This is a genomic window from Arthrobacter sp. NQ4, from assembly GCF_029077345.1.
Classification (GTDB): Bacteria; Actinomycetota; Actinomycetes; order Actinomycetales; family Micrococcaceae; genus Arthrobacter.
The window spans coordinates 88715-104791 of sequence record NZ_JARETC010000010.1; the positions used below are offsets into that span (position 1 = coordinate 88715).

The window sequence follows — 16077 nt, forward strand, 5'->3', positions numbered from 1 at the left end:
GGTGCGTCAATCAGTTATGACCGAGACGCCCTTTTCGCCGGGGACCTGGTGGGGCCACCGGGACAGTCCGGAACCGTGGACTGAAAACCAAAGGGCGTTCGTTTGAACCCACCGTAGCCGTGCCCTCCGTTTCCAAACACGAGGAACCCGGCACGCTGTGGGTATCCGCACCGGGTTTTGCGGAGGGCCACAGGGCCACTCAATTCACCTGGACTCCTGCTGGAACTACACCGCGGTCCGGAAGAACAGCTCCGTGACGGCGGCCAGGCGAAGGGGATCCTCGACGCCGCACAGCTCACGGGCGGAGTGCATGGACAGCAGCGGCACGCCCACGTCGACGGTGCGGATCCCGAGCCGGGTGGCGGTGAGCGGGCCGATCGTGGAGCCGCAGGGCATCACGTTGTTGGAGACGAATTCCTGGTACGGCACCCCGGTTTCGCCGCAGAGCCGGGCCCAGAACGCCGCACCAAAGGCATCCGTGGCGTAGCGCTGGTTGGCATTGATCTTCAGCAGCGGACCGCCGTTCAGCACGGGGTGGTTGGCGGGATCATGCCGCTCGGGGTAGTTCGGATGCACTGCGTGGCCGGCGTCGGCGGAGAGGCAGAACGACGCCGCCAGGGCCTGCCGCCGCTGGCTCACCGTTGCACCCAGTCCGTCGGAGATGCGCACCAGGATGTCTTCCAGGATGGGTCCGCACGCACCGGAGCGGGAGTTGGACCCGATTTCCTCGTGGTCGAAGGCAGCGAGCACCGCAATGGGACTGCCGGTGCCGGCGGAACCCGCGTGCGCAATCAGTGCCGCCAGGCCGGCGTGCGTGGCCGAAAGGTTGTCCAGCCGCCCGGATGCGAAGAACTCCCCCTTGCCCCCGAAAACTGCCGGTGCCTGCGAGTCCGCAATGACGACGTCGTACCCGCCGATCTGCGCCGGATCGACGGATGTGCCGGCAACCGAAGCTGCCAGCACACCCAGCAGGTCCGAGTCCGTGGGATTCCCCAGGCCCCAGACGGGGTTCATGTGCCGCTGTTTGTCCAGGGTGAGACCCTCGTTCACCGCCCGGTCCAGGTGGATGGCCAGTTGCGGGAAGCGCAGCAGCGGTCCGGTGGCCGCCAGGTGCTCCGTGCCATCGAGCATCACCAGGCGGCCCGCGAGCCGGAGCTCGCGGTCCAGCCAGGAATTCAGCAGCGGTCCACCGTAAATCTCCACCCCGGCCTGCAGCCACCCGTGGGCGCCGGTGGTGGGTTTGGGCTTGAGTTTGAACGACGGCGAATCGGTGTGCGCGCCGAGGATGTTGAACCCCGTGGCCGGTCCCGCACCTTCCGGGACCACCCACGCGATCAGGGCACCATCGCGGATCACGAAGAATGATCCGGCGCCACCCTCCCACGGCTGCAGTTCATCCAGGCAGACGAATCCGGCTTCCTCCAGCCGCCTGCCCCCCTCATGCGCAGCATGGAAGCTCGACGGCGATGCGCTCACATACGCGCCAAGGTCCTGGATGTGGTCTGCGGCAGAGGAAGGCAAAGGCATGGTCCCGAGTCTAGCGCCGCGCCTATTCTGCGGGCGCCGGAGCTGCCTCGGCTGCTACTGCGGACTGTCCGGCGGCTTCCGCGCCCTTCCGCCGGTAGCGGAGCACGCCCACCGCCACCACAACGGCAGCCAGTGCCAGCGAGAGCAGCAGGGATTCACGGGTGGATTCCACGATCACCATGCCGATGAGCAGGGCCACGATGCTGATGATGGCCGCCCAGGTGAGGTACGGGAACAGCCACATCTTCAGCTGCAGGTCCTTGGCTGCGGCACCCATCCGGCGGCGGAGGACCAGCTGCGAGGCCGAGATGACCAGCCACACGAACAGGGCAATGGCGCCCGAGGTGTTGACCAGGAACAGGAAGACGGTGTCCGGGGCAATGTAGTTCAGGCCAACCGTCACGAAGCCCACCACGGTGGAGGCGAGCACGGCGGCGGCGGGGACACCGCGGCGGGAGATGCGGGTCCAGGCACGGGGTGCGTCACCGCGGGTGGAGAGCGAGAACAGCATGCGGCTGGCCGTGTAGAGGCCGGAGTTCAGGCAGGACAGCACGGAGGTGAGGACCACGACGTCCATGATGGTTCCGGCGCCGGGGATACCGAAGAGTTCGATGACGGCCACGTAGGGGCTCTTGGCCACGGAGGCGGAGTTCCACGGAAGCAGCGTGACCACGATGGCGATGGAGCCGATGTAGAAGACCAGGATGCGCCAGACAGTGGATTTCACGGCCTTCTTCACGGCGTCCACGGGGTTTTCGGACTCACCGGCCGCGATGGTGGCGATTTCTGCGCCGAAGAAGGAGAAGACCACCACGAGGATTCCGGCCAGGACGGCTCCCGGGCCATTGGGCATGAACCCGCCGTTGTTGACCAGGTTGCTCAGGCCGGGTGCGGGGACGCCGGGGATGAGGCCGAGGATGGCGGCGACGCCAAAGATGAGGAAGAGGACGATGGCCGCGACCTTGATGGAGGCGAACCAGAATTCGAACTCGCCGTAGGACTTTACGGAACCGAGGTTGGTGAGCGTCAGCAGCACCATGAGGACAAGGGCCCACACCCACTGGTCGATGCCCGGCACCCAGCGGTGCATGATGGCAGCGCCTGCGGTGGCCTCGATGCCCAGGACGATGATCCAGAACCAGGCGTAGAGCCAGCCGATGCTGAACCCTGCCCAGCGGCCCAGCGCCTTGTCTGCATAGGTGGAGAAGGAGCCTGTCTCAGGGTTGGCTGCGGCCATCTCGCCCAGCATGCGCATCACCAGGATGACCACCAGGCCGGCGGCCGCGTACGCCACGAGGATGCCCGGGCCTGCCTGCTGGATGGCTGCCCCCGAGCCGACGAAAAGGCCTGCACCAATGACGCCGGCGATGGCGATCATGGACAGGTGCCTGGGTTTCAGGGACTTTGAAAGTTGCTGGTCAGCATGCATGGAAGCGCCGTCCTGTTGGGAAATAGCATGGGTTGAGCGACGTACCTTGGTGGACCACCGGCGGACCGTGTGATGCACCACATCGTCGTTTCACCCTAGATCCGCCATTATGCGCCTTGCTTTGTGCAGTCCAACAGATCTGATTCCCGCCAACAGGACGGCACTCCAAGCGGAAACACCCAGGAGCAATAAAAGTTTCCCTTCAGGCATATTTGTAATGTGCCCGAAACCACGTGCCCGGCGCGGCCGCGTGGCGGAAACAGGATTGGTGCTACACGTCCCGGCGTTTCAGCAGGACGGCTGCGAGCAGAACCGGGATGACCACCCAGGCGCCCAGGACCAGCCCCGCCTGCCATGCCTCCAGGGTGTCCGGAACGTGCTGGGCAGCCGTCAGCGGCTCCACGGTGTTGCCGGGCAGGTACTTGCGGGCTTCTTTGAAGAAGTCCCCGGGAATCAGCTGGAACGCAATGGGCGCCACGAAGAAAATGCCCACCAGGCTCATGATGCCGCCGGCCGAATTCCTGATCAGGGTGCCCAGGGCCATGCCGATGGCAGCCACCGCAGCCACATAGACACTGTTAACCAGGAGGAGCTTCACCGACTGCGAACTGCCCAGGTCCAGATTGAGCCCATAGTTGTCCAGGATGGGCACCGCCGCCAGGCCCGCCACCCAGGTGGAGACGGCAGTGACTGCGAACGATGTCACCATCACCACCACCAGCTTGGCGGCGAAGGCGGGAAGGCGCCGGGGCACCGCAGCAAATGTGGACCGCGCCATGCCGGTGGTGAATTCGGAGCTCATCAGGAGCACGCCAAGGGACCCCAGGATCAGCTGGGCAAAGGCGATGCCCGACGTGGGCACGCTGACGGCAAGGTCTCCGCCCTGGGCCGCCATCCTGGCCGCGGCCTGCGGATCCCGGTTGGCCGCATCCGCGAACTGGCCCGTCCCCCATGCTGAGAGGGCGCCGAAGCCAACCATGACCACAGCGGTGGAAGCGAGCAGGATCAGCGTGGAGAGCAGGCTGCGGAACTTAATGACTTCAGAGTTGAGGACACGGACAAAGGTGGGGCCGGGAAGGGACCGTCCGGCGTTGCGGGCGGCGTGCCCGGCAGGGGAAGGCGCCGGCTCGCGCGCGGGCATGGATTCGGTGGTCGTGGAGCTCATGGGTGGCTTACCTCCGCAGCGGGCAGGGAGTGGTATTCGACGTCGTCCTTGGTCAGTTCCATATATGCCTCCTCCAGGCTCGCGACAAGCGGCGTGAGTTCGTACACCATGACCTGGTTTTCAAGCGCCACGGCTGCAATGGCTTTCGGGTCCAGGCCCGTGACCTCGAGCAGTTCACGTTCCGGAACGGCAATGGAAGCACCCCGTCCGGCGAGCAGCTGGTGGAGGCGGTCGGGCTGGTCGGTGCGGACGCGGACCCGGGACTGGCCCTTGCCGGTGATGATGTCCTGGATCGGGGCGTCAGCAATGACCCGGCCGCGGCCAATGACGATCAGGTGGTCGGCCGTTTGAGCCATTTCGCTCATCAGGTGGCTGGAGAGGAACACTGTGCGCCCCTGCCCGGCGAGATACCGGACCAGGTTGCGCACCCACACCACGCCCTCAGGGTCCAGACCGTTGACGGGCTCGTCGAGGATGAGCGTCTGCGGGTCGCCCAGCAGGGCAGCCGCGATTCCCAGGCGCTGGCCCATGCCCAGCGAGAACCCGCCGGCCTTTTTGCGCGCCACCGCTTCCAGTCCGGTCATCTCGATCACCTCGTGCACCCGTGCTTTGGGGATGCTGTGGGTGGCCGCCATGGCCAGCAGGTGGTTGTAGGCGCTGCGGCTGGTGTGGACTGCCTTGGCATCAAGCAGGGCGCCCACCTCCCGCAGGGGAGCCCTGTGCTGGACGTAGGGCAGGCCGTTCACCGTGGCGGACCCCGACGTCGGCCGGTCCAAGCCCATGATCATGCGCATGGTGGTGGACTTTCCTGCCCCGTTGGGGCCAAGGAAGCCGGTAACTTGCCCGGCCCGGACGGTGAAACTGACACCGGCTACGGCGGTTTTGGCGCCGTAGACCTTGGTCAGCCCGTTTACCTCGATCATGAATCATCCTTTGAACGGCAGCGGACGGCTGCAGACGTTGTGGGGTGCGGGTACCTTCCCCACGGTACCGAGCCCGCCGCCGCTTTTCGCCGCTTCTCAGGGATGATTCAGGGGCGAATCAGGGTAGGTCTCCATCCCGGCCCCGCTACGGACGGGGCGAATAGTAGGTCAGTGCACGGGGCCGTACTTCATAGGCCACTTTGCGCACCCCGGCCAGTGCTTCTCCGTCCACAGCCAGTGCCATCGGGGCGCCGCCGGCGTCGATCCGGACTTCCGTTGCCTCCCGGAGGTGCGTGATCCCGGAGCTTGCCACCGTTCCCGTCAGCACGGACCAGAGCAGGCGGAGCCGGGCTAAGCGTTCATCAGCAGTGATCAGGCGGACGTCCAGGACCCCGTCATCCATCACGGGCCTGATCAACGGCGCGTGGTCACGCGGGTAGAAACGGCCCCGGCCCAGGTAGGCGATCCATACCTTGTGCCGGACGCCGTCCACGGTCAGTGTGATGGGCGTGCCGGCCGCGAAGGTCCGGAACATGGCTACGACCCCGGCCAGCGGCTTTCCCAGGGCCGGTTGCAGGTGCTCCCGCCTGCGCACAAAATTCGGGTAAAGGCCGACGCTGGAAGTGTTCAGCATGACCATCTCCGAGACTTCAGGGTTTCCGGCCAGCCCGCGTTCCGCAGTGACCACGCCAACGTCCGCCAGGGCAGCCTCGCCCTTGTTCGCAGCCTCGACCGCATCCTTCAGGCTTCCGGTTCCCGCGTCGCGCGCAAAGTGGTTGAGCGTGCCGCCGGGCAGGACCAGCAGGGGAATGGAGCGTTCGACGGCGGCGGCGGCCGCGGCGCCCACAGTCCCGTCGCCGCCCCACACACCCAGGGCGCGGGTCCCGGGAAAGTCGGCAGTGGCCCTGATGCGCTGCACCAGGTCTTCGTCCGGCTGCACGGTGTTTATATGCGCCCTTGGGAATACTTCCTGGAGCGCCGATGCGGTCTCCTCCTTAAAGGAGCCTCCGAGGGTGTTCACCACAATGCTGAGCCCCTCGCCGTCCGGAAGCGCTGGGGCGTTGGTCCACATACGCGTGGTCTGCGGGATGGGCGGCCGCACCGGCCACCAGTGGCGGGTTATGAGGGCAGCACCGGCACCCAGCGCCGAACCGAAGAGGACATCCGAAGGCCAGTGCGCCCCGGTGTGGACCCGGGAGTACGCCACACCCAGGGCTGCCGGGGCCAGGGCGGCACCAAGGGCCGGACGCACCAGTCCGGCTCCCACCGCGAATGCCACGGCCGACGCCGAATGCCCGGACGGCATGGAGGAGCTGGTCGGTTGCGGGTGCACAAAGCGGAAGACGGGCAGGTGCTCGGGCAGTGGACGCGTCCGGGGGAGCAGCGTCTTGAAAACCACGTTGGTGACGGCGGATGCCACGCCCTGGGCGATCAGGCCATGCACCGCCGCCCTCCGCGTCTTGCCAGGGAAGAGCGCCAGGACCGCGGCCGTTCCTATCCAGAGCTTGCCCTGGTTTGCCGAGGCGGAAAGGCGGCGGAAGAAATCGTCGTGGTTTCCTCCCGGCAAATTGGAAACATGCCCTAGAAGGTATCTATCGAGGCGGCTGATCCACGTCCGGCCCCTGCGCCTGGTGCTTTGCATGTGATCACCCTAACCCCAACAGCTACTGCCCTTCAGCGGACTCCGGCTCAACGCGCAGGGGCCGGGCCGCTCCCGCAAGGAGCAGAGCCACCAGGATGGGCGCCATGATTGCCAGCAGTGCCGTATGGATGCCGGTCAGGTCGCCGAGGTAGCCGAGCAGCGGCGGTCCGGCCAGAAACGATATATACCCCAAAGTGGATACTACGGAGACACGGGCCGCTGAGTGCTTCGGATCATCTGACGCGGCCGACATGCCCATGGGGAAGGCCAGGGCGGCACCTATTCCCCACAGGGCGGCACCTACGCCGGCCAGCCAGATATTGGAAGCCAGCACGAAGAGACCCAGTCCTGCGGCCGCCGCGGCCATGCTGGCGCGCAATACCGCTACCCGTCCATATTTGTCGATGACACGGCCCCCGAGGAACCGCATTGCCGTCATGGCCAGGACGAACAAAGCGAACATGAGGGCGCCGGTGGATTCGGAGGTGGCGAGCCCGTCCACCGAGGCCTTGGCGATCCAGTCGTTGCCGGCGCCTTCGGTAAGCGTGGCGCCGAGAACCACCACACCAATGAGCAGGGTCCTGCTGTCCCGCCAGGCGGACGGTCCCTTGGCTTGTTTCGGCTCCCCGTCCACAGGGGCAGTTGAGACGTGGGGGAGGAAGTAGCGTGGCACCGTCAGCGCCACCAGCACCACCACGGCTGCGATCACCAGGAGGTGCAATGACAGGTCCACGCCGAGGGTTGACAGTCCCGCCCCCACCAGGGCGCCTACGAAGGCGCCGCCGCTGAAGGCTGCGTGGAACTGCGGCATGACGGTCCGCCGGAGCTTGTGCTCCACGTCAGCCCCTTCGATGTTTTGAGCTACATCCCAGAGGCCAATTCCAATGCCGAAGAAGAACAGTGACACGGCCGTTCCGGGAATGGATGTCGCCAGGAGTGACATGGCGATGCCCACGCCTGCGGCCGCGGCCAGGAGTCCGGCAAAGCGCACCGTGTTGGCCGTTCCAATCCTGCCCACCACCAGGCCGGCGGTGGGCAGCGCGAGCAGGGAGCCAACGGCCGTGCACAGCAGCAGGGTGCCCATTTGGCCGGAGGTGATCTGCAGCGTCTGGGTGACGGCGGGGATCCTGGCCGCCCAGCTGGCAAAGACAAGCCCGTTGATGCCGAAAACCACGAATGTTGCCACAGCGGCAGCCTTCAGGCCTGCCTGCTGTTCCGTACCGGTGTTGGTGCTCATACGCTCACTACTTCCACTGAGTATTTTTCGAGTTCGGCATTGTCCTGCGCGCTGAATTTCCGGTCGGTCACGATGACGTCCACCCGGGCCAGGCCGGCCACGAGCACCCTTGCATGTGCCTGCCACTTTGCAGCGGAGGCGGCCACCACCACCCGTGCTGCTGATTCCAGGCCGGCTGTCTTGACTGCCGCATCGTCAAGGTCGTGGGCCAGGAGGCCGTCCTTGAAGTCCATGGCACAGGGCGTGAGCACGGCGGTGTCAAAGCGGAGCGACCTGATGTTGGACTCGGCCAGGGGTCCGCGGAAGCAGAGTTCACCGGGCACCACGCTGCCCCCGGGCAAGAGCAGTGCCGGGCGTGAGCCGTCGGTGCCCCCGCTCCCGGCCGCTGCATTGAGGGCCTGAAGGGACATGGGCATCAGCGTCAGTTCCCTGCCGGCCAGGGCCCGGGCCACCGCAGTGGCCGTGCTTCCGCTGTCCAACCAGACGTGTTCGCGGTCAGCCAGGAGGCCGGCAACCGCAGCCGCGATACGCATCTTGCCGTCCTGCTCCTCCAGCTCGCGCTGTCCGTAGCCAGGGTTCTGCCCCTGCCCGATCAGGCTCCTGGCGCCCCCATGGACCCTTCTCAGCACGCCGTGGCCGGCCAGTACCTCGAGGTCGCGGCGGATGGTTGCGCCGGAGGCACCGCAGGCCTGCATGAGCTCCTCCACGCTTGCCTTTGACTGCCGCCGGAGGACCTCGGCTATGGCCCGGTGCCGCTCATCGGTTTTCATGATCAAATGCTATCAATCGATGATCATTTAATCATTACGTGATCATGCTTCAGCGTGCGCGCTCTACCCGCTGCTCGTCCCACACCGGTTCCGGAGATTCGTACACTTTCCCGTCCGAGCCAAACACCAGGAACCGGTCGAATGTCCGCGCAAACCAGCGGTCGTGGGTGACTGCCAGGACCGTTCCTTCAAAGTGGTCGATGGCGCGTTCCAGCGCCTCGGCCGAATGCAGGTCCAGGTTGTCCGTGGGCTCGTCCAGCAGGAGCAGCGTGGCACCGCTGAGCTGGAGGAGCAGGATTTGGAACCGCGCCTGCTGTCCGCCGGAGAGGGACTCATATTTCTGTTCCGACTGCCCCGCCAGGCCGTAGCCGTCCAGCGCGCCGGCGGCCGCCTCGCGGCCCAGTCCGGACCGGTGTTCGTCCCCGCGGTGCAGGATTTCCAGCAGCGTCTTGCCCAACAGGTCCGGACGGACATGGGTCTGGGCGAAGAAGCCGGGCCGGATCCGGGCACCGAGCTTCACGGTTCCCTCATGCGGCACCTCGGCGATCTCCACGTCCGAGACCGGCAGGTGTTCGCGTTCAGGGTCGGTGCCGCCCGTAGCCAGCAGCCGCAGGAAGTGCGACTTGCCCGAGCCGTTGGAGCCCAGGACGCCCACGCGGTCACCAAACCACACTTCGGTGGAGAACGGCTTCATCAGCCCGGTCAGCTCCAGCCGTTCAGCCACGATGGCCCGTTTGGCGGTCCGGCCGCCCTTGAGCCGCATCTGGACGTTCTGTTCGATGGGCAGCGCCTCGGGCGGACCGGCTTCGAGGAACTTGGCCAGCCTGGTCTGGGCTGCGTGGTAGCGGTTGGCCATGTCAGAGCGGAAGGCGGCCTTGTTCTTGTACATGTTGACGAGTTCCTTGAGCTTGATGTGCTCCTCGTCCCAGCGCTTGCGGAGTTCCTCGAAACGCGCGTTCCGGTCCGCGCGGGCCTCCACGTAGGAGCCGAAGCCGCCACCATGGATCCAGGCCGCGGCGCCGTTGATTCCGGGTTCGAGGGTGACGATGCGGCCGGCAGCGTTGTTCAGCAATTCCCGGTCGTGGCTGATGAAGAAGACCGTCTTCTTCGACTCATTCAGCTTTTCCTCGAGCCAGCGCTTGCCCGGGACATCCAGGTAGTTGTCCGGCTCATCCAGGAGCAGGAGGTCGTCCGGGCCGGCGAAGAGTGCTTCCAGCACCAGGCGTTTTTGCTCCCCGCCGGAAAGGGTCGACGCCGGGCGGTGCTGGGCGCGGTCAAAGGGGAGTCCCAGCGCGGCCATGCAGACCTCGTCCCAGACGGTTTCGACGTCGTAGCCCCCGGCATCGCCCCAGTCGACGATCGCCTGGGCGTACCGCATCTGGGTGGGTTCGTCGTCGTGCTCCATCATGGCCAGCTCAGCCTCGTCCACCTCGCGGGCAGCGGCCGCCAGGGCCGGGGGAGCGGCAGAGACCAGGAGGTCCCGGACGGTGGAGCCGTCCCGGACCTGGCCCACGAACTGGCGCATGATGCCCATGTTGCCGGAGCGGCCAATGACGCCTTCGTCCGGAACCAGGTCCCCCGCGATGATCCGGAACAAGGTTGTCTTGCCTGTCCCGTTGGGGCCGATCAGGGCGGTCTTGGTACCGTCCGGAACCTTGAAGGTCACCCCGTTCAGGAGCTGGGTGCCGTCGGAGAGGAAGTAGTCAATGCCGGAAACGTCAATATGGGCCACGCCGTCAATCCTCCCATGCCGTACCTAGCCGGCGGCGGTGAGGAACTGCTTCAGGAGCGGGCCGGAGGTGGTGGCGCCCAGGCCGCCGTCCTCGACGAAGACGGCCACGGACAGGTCGCCGTGGACGGCCACGATCCAGGCGTGGGTCTTGGGCGGATTCTCCGTGCCGAACTCGGCCGTTCCGGTCTTGGCTCCCACCGGAGCCCCGGGGACGCTCGAAAGGAAGCCCGCGTGTCCGGAGGTGACCACGGCGCGCATCATGTCGGCCAGCAAGGCCGCCTCCGCTGCGGTGATGGGCTTGTCCGACGCCGTGGAGGGCGCCTCGGCCGTGGCCGTCGCCGTCGCTTCGGCTGCTGGAGCAGTGGAACCCGCCGTTGTCCCGGCGGCGGGAGCGCCGGCGTCGGGGTTCAGGACAAGCTGCGCAGAGACCGGGGCGCCCTTGGCGACGGACCCGGCCATGATCGCTGCTGCCAAAGGAGAGAGCAGCACCTTGCCCTGGCCGATCATGGAGGCTGCGTGTTCCGTGCCCTGGGCCTGGCCGGGAACGGATCCCAGGAACGCCTCCGCACCAAGTTTGGGTGCCTCGACCGCCACACCCATGGACGTGGCAGCCGCTTCAAGCTGGCCCTGTGAAACCGCGTCGCGCTGTGAGATGAAGGCGGTGTTGCAGGAGTGCGCGAAGGCGTCCCGGAGCGTGACGGCGCCCAGGGAGGTCTCGGGATAGCCTTCGGAGTTCTTGAAGGTCCGTCCGTCCACTGCGAGCGTTGGGGTGCACTGGACGGTGGAATCAGGCGTCATTCCGTTGCGGAACATGGCCAGGGAATCCACCATCTTGAAAATGGAGCCCGGGGCGTACTGCCCCAGCATCGCGGTGTTGTAGCCGTTGCTGCCGGGCCCCGAGGCCGCTGCCAGCACGGCGCCCGTGGAGGGGCGCAGGGCCACTATTGCCGAGGCCGGGCCTACTTTTTCGAGGGTAGTTTCAGCCAGCGACTGCAGCCGGGGATCGAGCGTGGTCTTCAACGGCGTCCCGGGCTTGGGTGCCACCTGGAAAAGGACCCGCCGGGGATCGGTACCCGCGGACTGGATTTGTTCCCGGGTCAGGTCTGCCCGCTGCGCGCGGATCACGACGGCGTCTGATCCGCGAAGCTGTTCGTCATACTGCTGCTGGAGCCCGCCGATGCCCGTAACGTCGCCAGCAGTGAGAACGCCTTTCGACGCGTCGATTTGTTCTGCGGTGGCTTCGCCAACGGAGCCAAGCACTGCGCGGGCAAACGTCCTGCTCGGGGCCAGGGGGATTGATGCCGGGATGCCGCGGGCGCCCGGAATGGCCGCGATCTGTTCGTCTGAGATGGTGCGGCCTTCTTCACGCAGCGTGATGGCGGGAACGAAGGCCTGCGCCCCTGCCGCCTTGACCTGCTGCACGTACGCGGCGGGGTCCACTCCCACCAGTGCTGCCAGCTTTCCGGCGGAATCGGCGGGGTCTGCGGCGCCCAGCTGGGGCTTGTCGATGCCCACATTCACCACGGGACGGTAGGTCACCAGCGGGACGTCTCCGGCGCCAAGGATGTCGGCGCGCTGGGGGGACTGGGATCCCTTGGTCACAATCTCGCTGTCCGCGAGGCCTGGTGCCAGGATGGCCGGGTCCCAGACGGTGAGCCATTTGTCCCCGGACTTCTTGAAGTTGGCCCCGATGGTGTACTTCCACTCGGCATCGCCGAACTTCCATGTGTAGTTCAAGGGCGCGGACGCCTTGTCTCCGTCCAGCGTCAGTGCACCGGCCTGGACCTCGGGCTTTTGCGGGTCCAGGGCGGCAAAGACCTGGTGCAGCTGGTCGTTGGCGGCGGCGGCGTCCTTGCCTTCGAAAGCCACAGACCCTACGTCCAGCGCCGAGACCGCGCCGGCAAGCTGTTGTGCCGCGGCTTCCGCCCCGGATTTTCCGTCATCGCAGGCCACCAGCGAAGTACCAAGGATGAGTCCAGCTATGGCAAGCGAAAGTTTTGTTGATTTCCCCATCGCGCCATTATCCCCCGGCCCGGGCGCTGGAAATGCCATTCCCGGCGCCTGCACCGGCCGTCACCGGTGCCCCTAGGAAAGGCCCAGCTCCGGGACCGGCAGTTTGAAAATGTCCTTGAGGGCGTACTTTGCCGCGTGCATCCCGGGCATTCCCGTGACCCCGGGGCCGGGAGGTGTGGACGACGAGCAGAGGTAGACACCCAGCAGCGGGGTCCGCCACGGGACGGTGGACACCACGGGCTTCTGGATAAGCCCGCGGACGTCCATCACACCGGCGCTGAAATCGCCCCCGATGTAGTTGCGGTTGTACTCAGCCAACTCCGCCGCGGTGATGACGTGCGATTCCACCACCAGGTCACGGAAGCCCGGCGCGAACCGCTCCAGTTGGGCCAAGACCTGGCTGGTCATGTCCTGTGTTGAGCCGGAGGGCACGTGGCAGTAAGTCCACAGCGTGTGCCGGCCCGCCGGAGCGCGGCTGGAGTCGAAGCGGGAAGGCTGCGCCACCAGCACGTAGGGCCGTTCGGGATGGCGTCCGGAACTGACCTCGTTCTCCGAGCGGGCCAGTTCTGCACGCGTGCCGCCCACGTGCACCGTGCCGGCGTCGGAAAGCCCGGCGCCCTGCCACGGCACCGGCCCGGACAGGATGAAGTCCACCTTGCAGGAGCCGTTGCCGTAGCGGAAGCGCTCCAGGGTCCGTCGGTAGTGGGCGGGAAGGGCGTTGCCCGCCATGCCGAGCAGCCCTGCCGGCGCCACGTCCAGGAGGGTGGCGCGGGCGGCGGGAAGCTGTTCCAGCCGGTCGATCGGGGTTTCGGTGTGGATCACCCCGCCGTGGGCCCGGATGTCATCGGCAAGTGCTGCCGCGATGGACGCCGAGCCGCCGCGGGGGATGGGCCATCCGCCGGCGTGCCCCAGGGCGCCGAGCATGAGTCCGGCTCCGGAGGCTGCGAGGGAGGGCAAATGGGAGATGGCGTGCGCGGCCACGCCGCTGAGGAGGGCAGGGGCAAGGTCGTCCCGGAACCTGGCGTTCCACAGCCCGGTCCCCTGTTCCAGGGTCCGCAGTCCATAGATCCCCGCCACCAGGGGGTTCCGGGGGATCCGGAGGAGCTGGTTCTGGGTGAAGTCCATGACATCGTCGATATGCCGGACCAACGGTTCCATGAGCCGCCGGTAGGCGGGGCCGTCCTGGCCCAGCTCCGATGCCGTCCTGTCCAGCGACTTGTAGGCCAGCGCCGCGCGGCCGCCGTCCAGCGGTGACCCGAAGGAAATTTCCGGAGTGACCAGGTCCACCCTCCGGGGCAGCTCGAAGGCACGGAAGAAAGGGGATGCAATAGCCATGGGATGCACCGCGGAGCAGACGTCATGGAAGTGCTCCGGCTGCATCAGCTCCGTGGTCCGGGTTCCACCGCCAATTTTGGCTGCAGCCTCGAAGACCTCCACTGAGAGCCCGGCCCGCGCCATGACCGCTGCCGCCGAAAGTCCGTTGGGACCGGAGCCTACTACCGCGACATCAGGCATGGGACCTTACTTTCGGAGGAAGGAGCGGGGTGCCGGGCCGGAATGGGTGCAGCGGGAACCGGTCCGGCGCATTCGCGAATGGGCCGCCGTGCGGGTCATCCAGGTGGTGCCGGCGGATGGGGTCGTACGAGGGATCGTAGATATCCCAGACCACCCGTGCCATGAGGTAGCCCACCGCGGCCATGTGCGCGGCTACGGCGAGGACGTAGTAGGGCATGTCCAGGTTGTGCTGGGAGGAACCGGCGCTGGTCACCTGACCAAGGTACATCCAGATCGCGGCCCAATGCAGGGCTTCGATGCCCTGCCACACCAGGAAGTCGCGCCACCGCGGCCTGGCCAGGGCCAGCAGGGGAATGAGCCACACGACGTACTGCGGCGAATAGACCTTGCTGGTCAGGATGAAGGCAGCCACAACCAGGAAGGCGAGTTGTGCCAGCCGTGGGCGGCGCCGTGCCGTGAGGGCAACAGCGGCAATCCCGGCGCAGGCCAGCACAAAGAGTCCAGTGGACAGAACGCTGACGCCGTCGGCACCAAGCCCGGACCAGCCCAGCCGTTCAGCCACAAGGTTGTACGCGAACCAGGCTGAGCTGTAACCGGCTCCGCGGTCGGCGCTGTACTGGAAGAAATAGGCCCAGCCGGAGGGGTTGGCGACAGCGAAGGGCAGATTGACCACCAACCATGTGGCAGCCGCGCTGCCGGCGGTTACCAGCAGGGGGCGCCATCTCCCGGTGCGTACCGCAAGCAGCAGGATGGCCCCCAGCACCAGGAGCGGATACACCTTGGTGGCTGTTGCCAGGCCGATCATCACTCCGGCGGGAACGAGGCGCTGCCGGGCAAAAAAGTACATTCCCAACGCGAGCAGGCACGCAGCCCACAGGTCCCAGTTGATGGTTCCGGCCAGTACGATTCCCGGCGCCACCGCCACCATGGCCGCGTCCCAGGGACGCCGGCCGGGCATGCGGGCCGTCACCAGCACGGTGAGGATGGAAACCGCCGCCAGCAGGACGGCGTTGATGTCGAAGTAGGCCAGAGCCTGGGCGTTGGTATCTCCACCTGGCACCAGCCAGGCTGTCAGCCCCGCGATCAAACCGATGAGCACCGGGTATTCAAACTGGCTGCCGCTGCCGAGGATGGGAAAGAGTCCCGCCGCCATGCCGCGGTTACGGAACAGCTCCGGGAAGTCCGAATAGCAGGTGGCATAGAACTGTGTGGGCGTCGCCCACCCGTTGACCCTGCAGTAACCCTTCAGCAGGATCCCCAGCAGGGCCGCCAGCGCCGTGAGGACAATGAGCACCCGCTCCACGGTGAAGATGCCCGGTGTGACCACGCCGGGATCAGCCCTGGTCCCCAGCGGGCCGCCGATCACCTCGGTGAAATTCCGCAGCAGGGAATCACTGCGGCTGGGCACCACGATGCGGGGCCGTCGTGCATCCTCCGGCGGCTGGGTCTCGTGCATGGAATCGAGCTTACAGCCGGCCCCTTCCCCCAGGTTGGGGCCAGCTGTCAGCGCAGTCCGCCCAACTGCTGGTGCATCAGCACGAACACGTCGTTCCGGTGCTGTTCCAGCAGGGCACTGTTCAAGGAACTGCGGCGCTGCTGGGGCCGGGACAGGAGTCCCAGGATTCGTCGTACCAAGGGAGCCACCTCCTTTCTTTGATAATCAGGAATGGAAAAGGGCACAAAGAATCAGCACCGTTTTATGGCAAAAAAGAGCATGCAAAAACGGTGCGGGAATTCCACAAAAGGAATCAGTGAAAAATGCACGAATCAGCGCAATTAGACAGGCCGGCGCGAAAGAGGCTGTTGCGGAACTGCAAAAGCCGAATGCCAGTTTCTCCGGGCAAGGACCGTTTGAAGGCAGTGCACGTGGCTACGCCAAGAACTGCTTCGGGGAGTCAGCGGGGAACCGCAACGGTCTGCTGCCGGGAGGAACTGGCCGGATACCGCAGCGGCAGTCCCGGCGGGGAAAGCTGGTGCCGGTTAGCGGCGCCGCAGCAGGCCTGGGAGGGCGACGGGCCCGCCCATGCCGGCATTGACCGGGGCAACGCGCGCGGAATCAGCAAAGGCCGGGAACGCATTGATGGGGGCATTCCATTCGCCAGTCAAAGTCATCATTATCCCAAC

At 66.3% G+C, this 16077-nt stretch carries 13 protein-coding genes; all 13 read right to left on the reverse strand.

Features of this window, described 5'->3' with window-relative positions:
- Positions 1 to 225 precede the first annotated feature (225 nt).
- Positions 226 to 1527: a M18 family aminopeptidase gene (locus PUN51_RS16035; RefSeq protein WP_275181709.1), complete on the reverse strand. Its 1302-nt coding sequence runs from the start codon at positions 1525 to 1527 to the stop codon at positions 226 to 228.
- A gap of 22 nt (positions 1528 to 1549) precedes the next feature.
- Positions 1550 to 2956 carry an amino acid permease gene (locus PUN51_RS16040; RefSeq protein ID WP_224023908.1) on the reverse strand — a complete coding sequence of 469 codons (1407 nt, stop codon included), beginning with the start codon at positions 2954 to 2956 and terminating at the stop codon, positions 1550 to 1552.
- Positions 2957 to 3227: 271 nt separating this feature from the next.
- Positions 3228 to 4121 (reverse strand): ABC transporter permease, encoded by an 894-nt coding sequence (locus PUN51_RS16045; protein ID WP_275181711.1) that lies wholly within the window; start codon positions 4119 to 4121, stop codon positions 3228 to 3230.
- Positions 4118 to 5044, reverse strand: a complete 927-nt coding sequence (locus PUN51_RS16050) for an ABC transporter ATP-binding protein (protein ID WP_275181712.1) — start codon at positions 5042 to 5044, stop codon at positions 4118 to 4120. Before PUN51_RS16050 ends, PUN51_RS16045 begins: the two co-directional genes overlap by 4 nt.
- A gap of 145 nt (positions 5045 to 5189) precedes the next feature.
- Positions 5190 to 6686, reverse strand: a complete 1497-nt coding sequence (locus tag PUN51_RS16055; RefSeq protein ID WP_275181714.1) for a bifunctional phosphatase PAP2/diacylglycerol kinase family protein — start codon at positions 6684 to 6686, stop codon at positions 5190 to 5192.
- A gap of 22 nt (positions 6687 to 6708) precedes the next feature.
- Positions 6709 to 7923, reverse strand: a complete 1215-nt coding sequence (locus PUN51_RS16060; protein ID WP_275181715.1) for an MFS transporter — start codon at positions 7921 to 7923, stop codon at positions 6709 to 6711.
- Positions 7920 to 8693: a DeoR/GlpR family DNA-binding transcription regulator gene (locus tag PUN51_RS16065; RefSeq protein WP_275181716.1), complete on the reverse strand. Its 774-nt coding sequence runs from the start codon at positions 8691 to 8693 to the stop codon at positions 7920 to 7922. Before PUN51_RS16065 ends, PUN51_RS16060 begins: the two co-directional genes overlap by 4 nt.
- Positions 8694 to 8742: 49 nt before the next feature.
- The gene (locus tag PUN51_RS16070) at positions 8743 to 10425 is read right to left on the reverse strand and encodes an ABC-F family ATP-binding cassette domain-containing protein (RefSeq protein WP_159629435.1); all 1683 of its coding nucleotides are present in this window, start codon (positions 10423 to 10425) and stop codon (positions 8743 to 8745) included.
- A gap of 24 nt (positions 10426 to 10449) precedes the next feature.
- Entirely contained in the window at positions 10450 to 12438 is a 1989-nt protein-coding gene (locus PUN51_RS16075; protein WP_275181718.1) for a penicillin-binding transpeptidase domain-containing protein, read from the reverse strand.
- Positions 12439 to 12510: 72 nt separating this feature from the next.
- Positions 12511 to 13953 carry a phytoene desaturase family protein gene (locus tag PUN51_RS16080; RefSeq protein ID WP_275181720.1) on the reverse strand — a complete coding sequence of 481 codons (1443 nt, stop codon included), beginning with the start codon at positions 13951 to 13953 and terminating at the stop codon, positions 12511 to 12513.
- Positions 13946 to 15409 (reverse strand): glycosyltransferase family 87 protein, encoded by a 1464-nt coding sequence (locus PUN51_RS16085; protein ID WP_275181722.1) that lies wholly within the window; start codon positions 15407 to 15409, stop codon positions 13946 to 13948. The genes PUN51_RS16080 and PUN51_RS16085 overlap by 8 nt, the downstream gene beginning before the upstream one ends.
- Before the next feature lie 47 nt (positions 15410 to 15456).
- A complete protein-coding gene (locus PUN51_RS16090; RefSeq protein ID WP_275181724.1) occupies positions 15457 to 15588 on the reverse strand; it encodes a hypothetical protein in 132 nt (43 codons plus the stop codon).
- Between the two features lie 345 nt (positions 15589 to 15933).
- Positions 15934 to 16068 (reverse strand): hypothetical protein, encoded by a 135-nt coding sequence (locus PUN51_RS16095; protein WP_255173822.1) that lies wholly within the window; start codon positions 16066 to 16068, stop codon positions 15934 to 15936.
- Positions 16069 to 16077 lie beyond the last annotated feature (9 nt).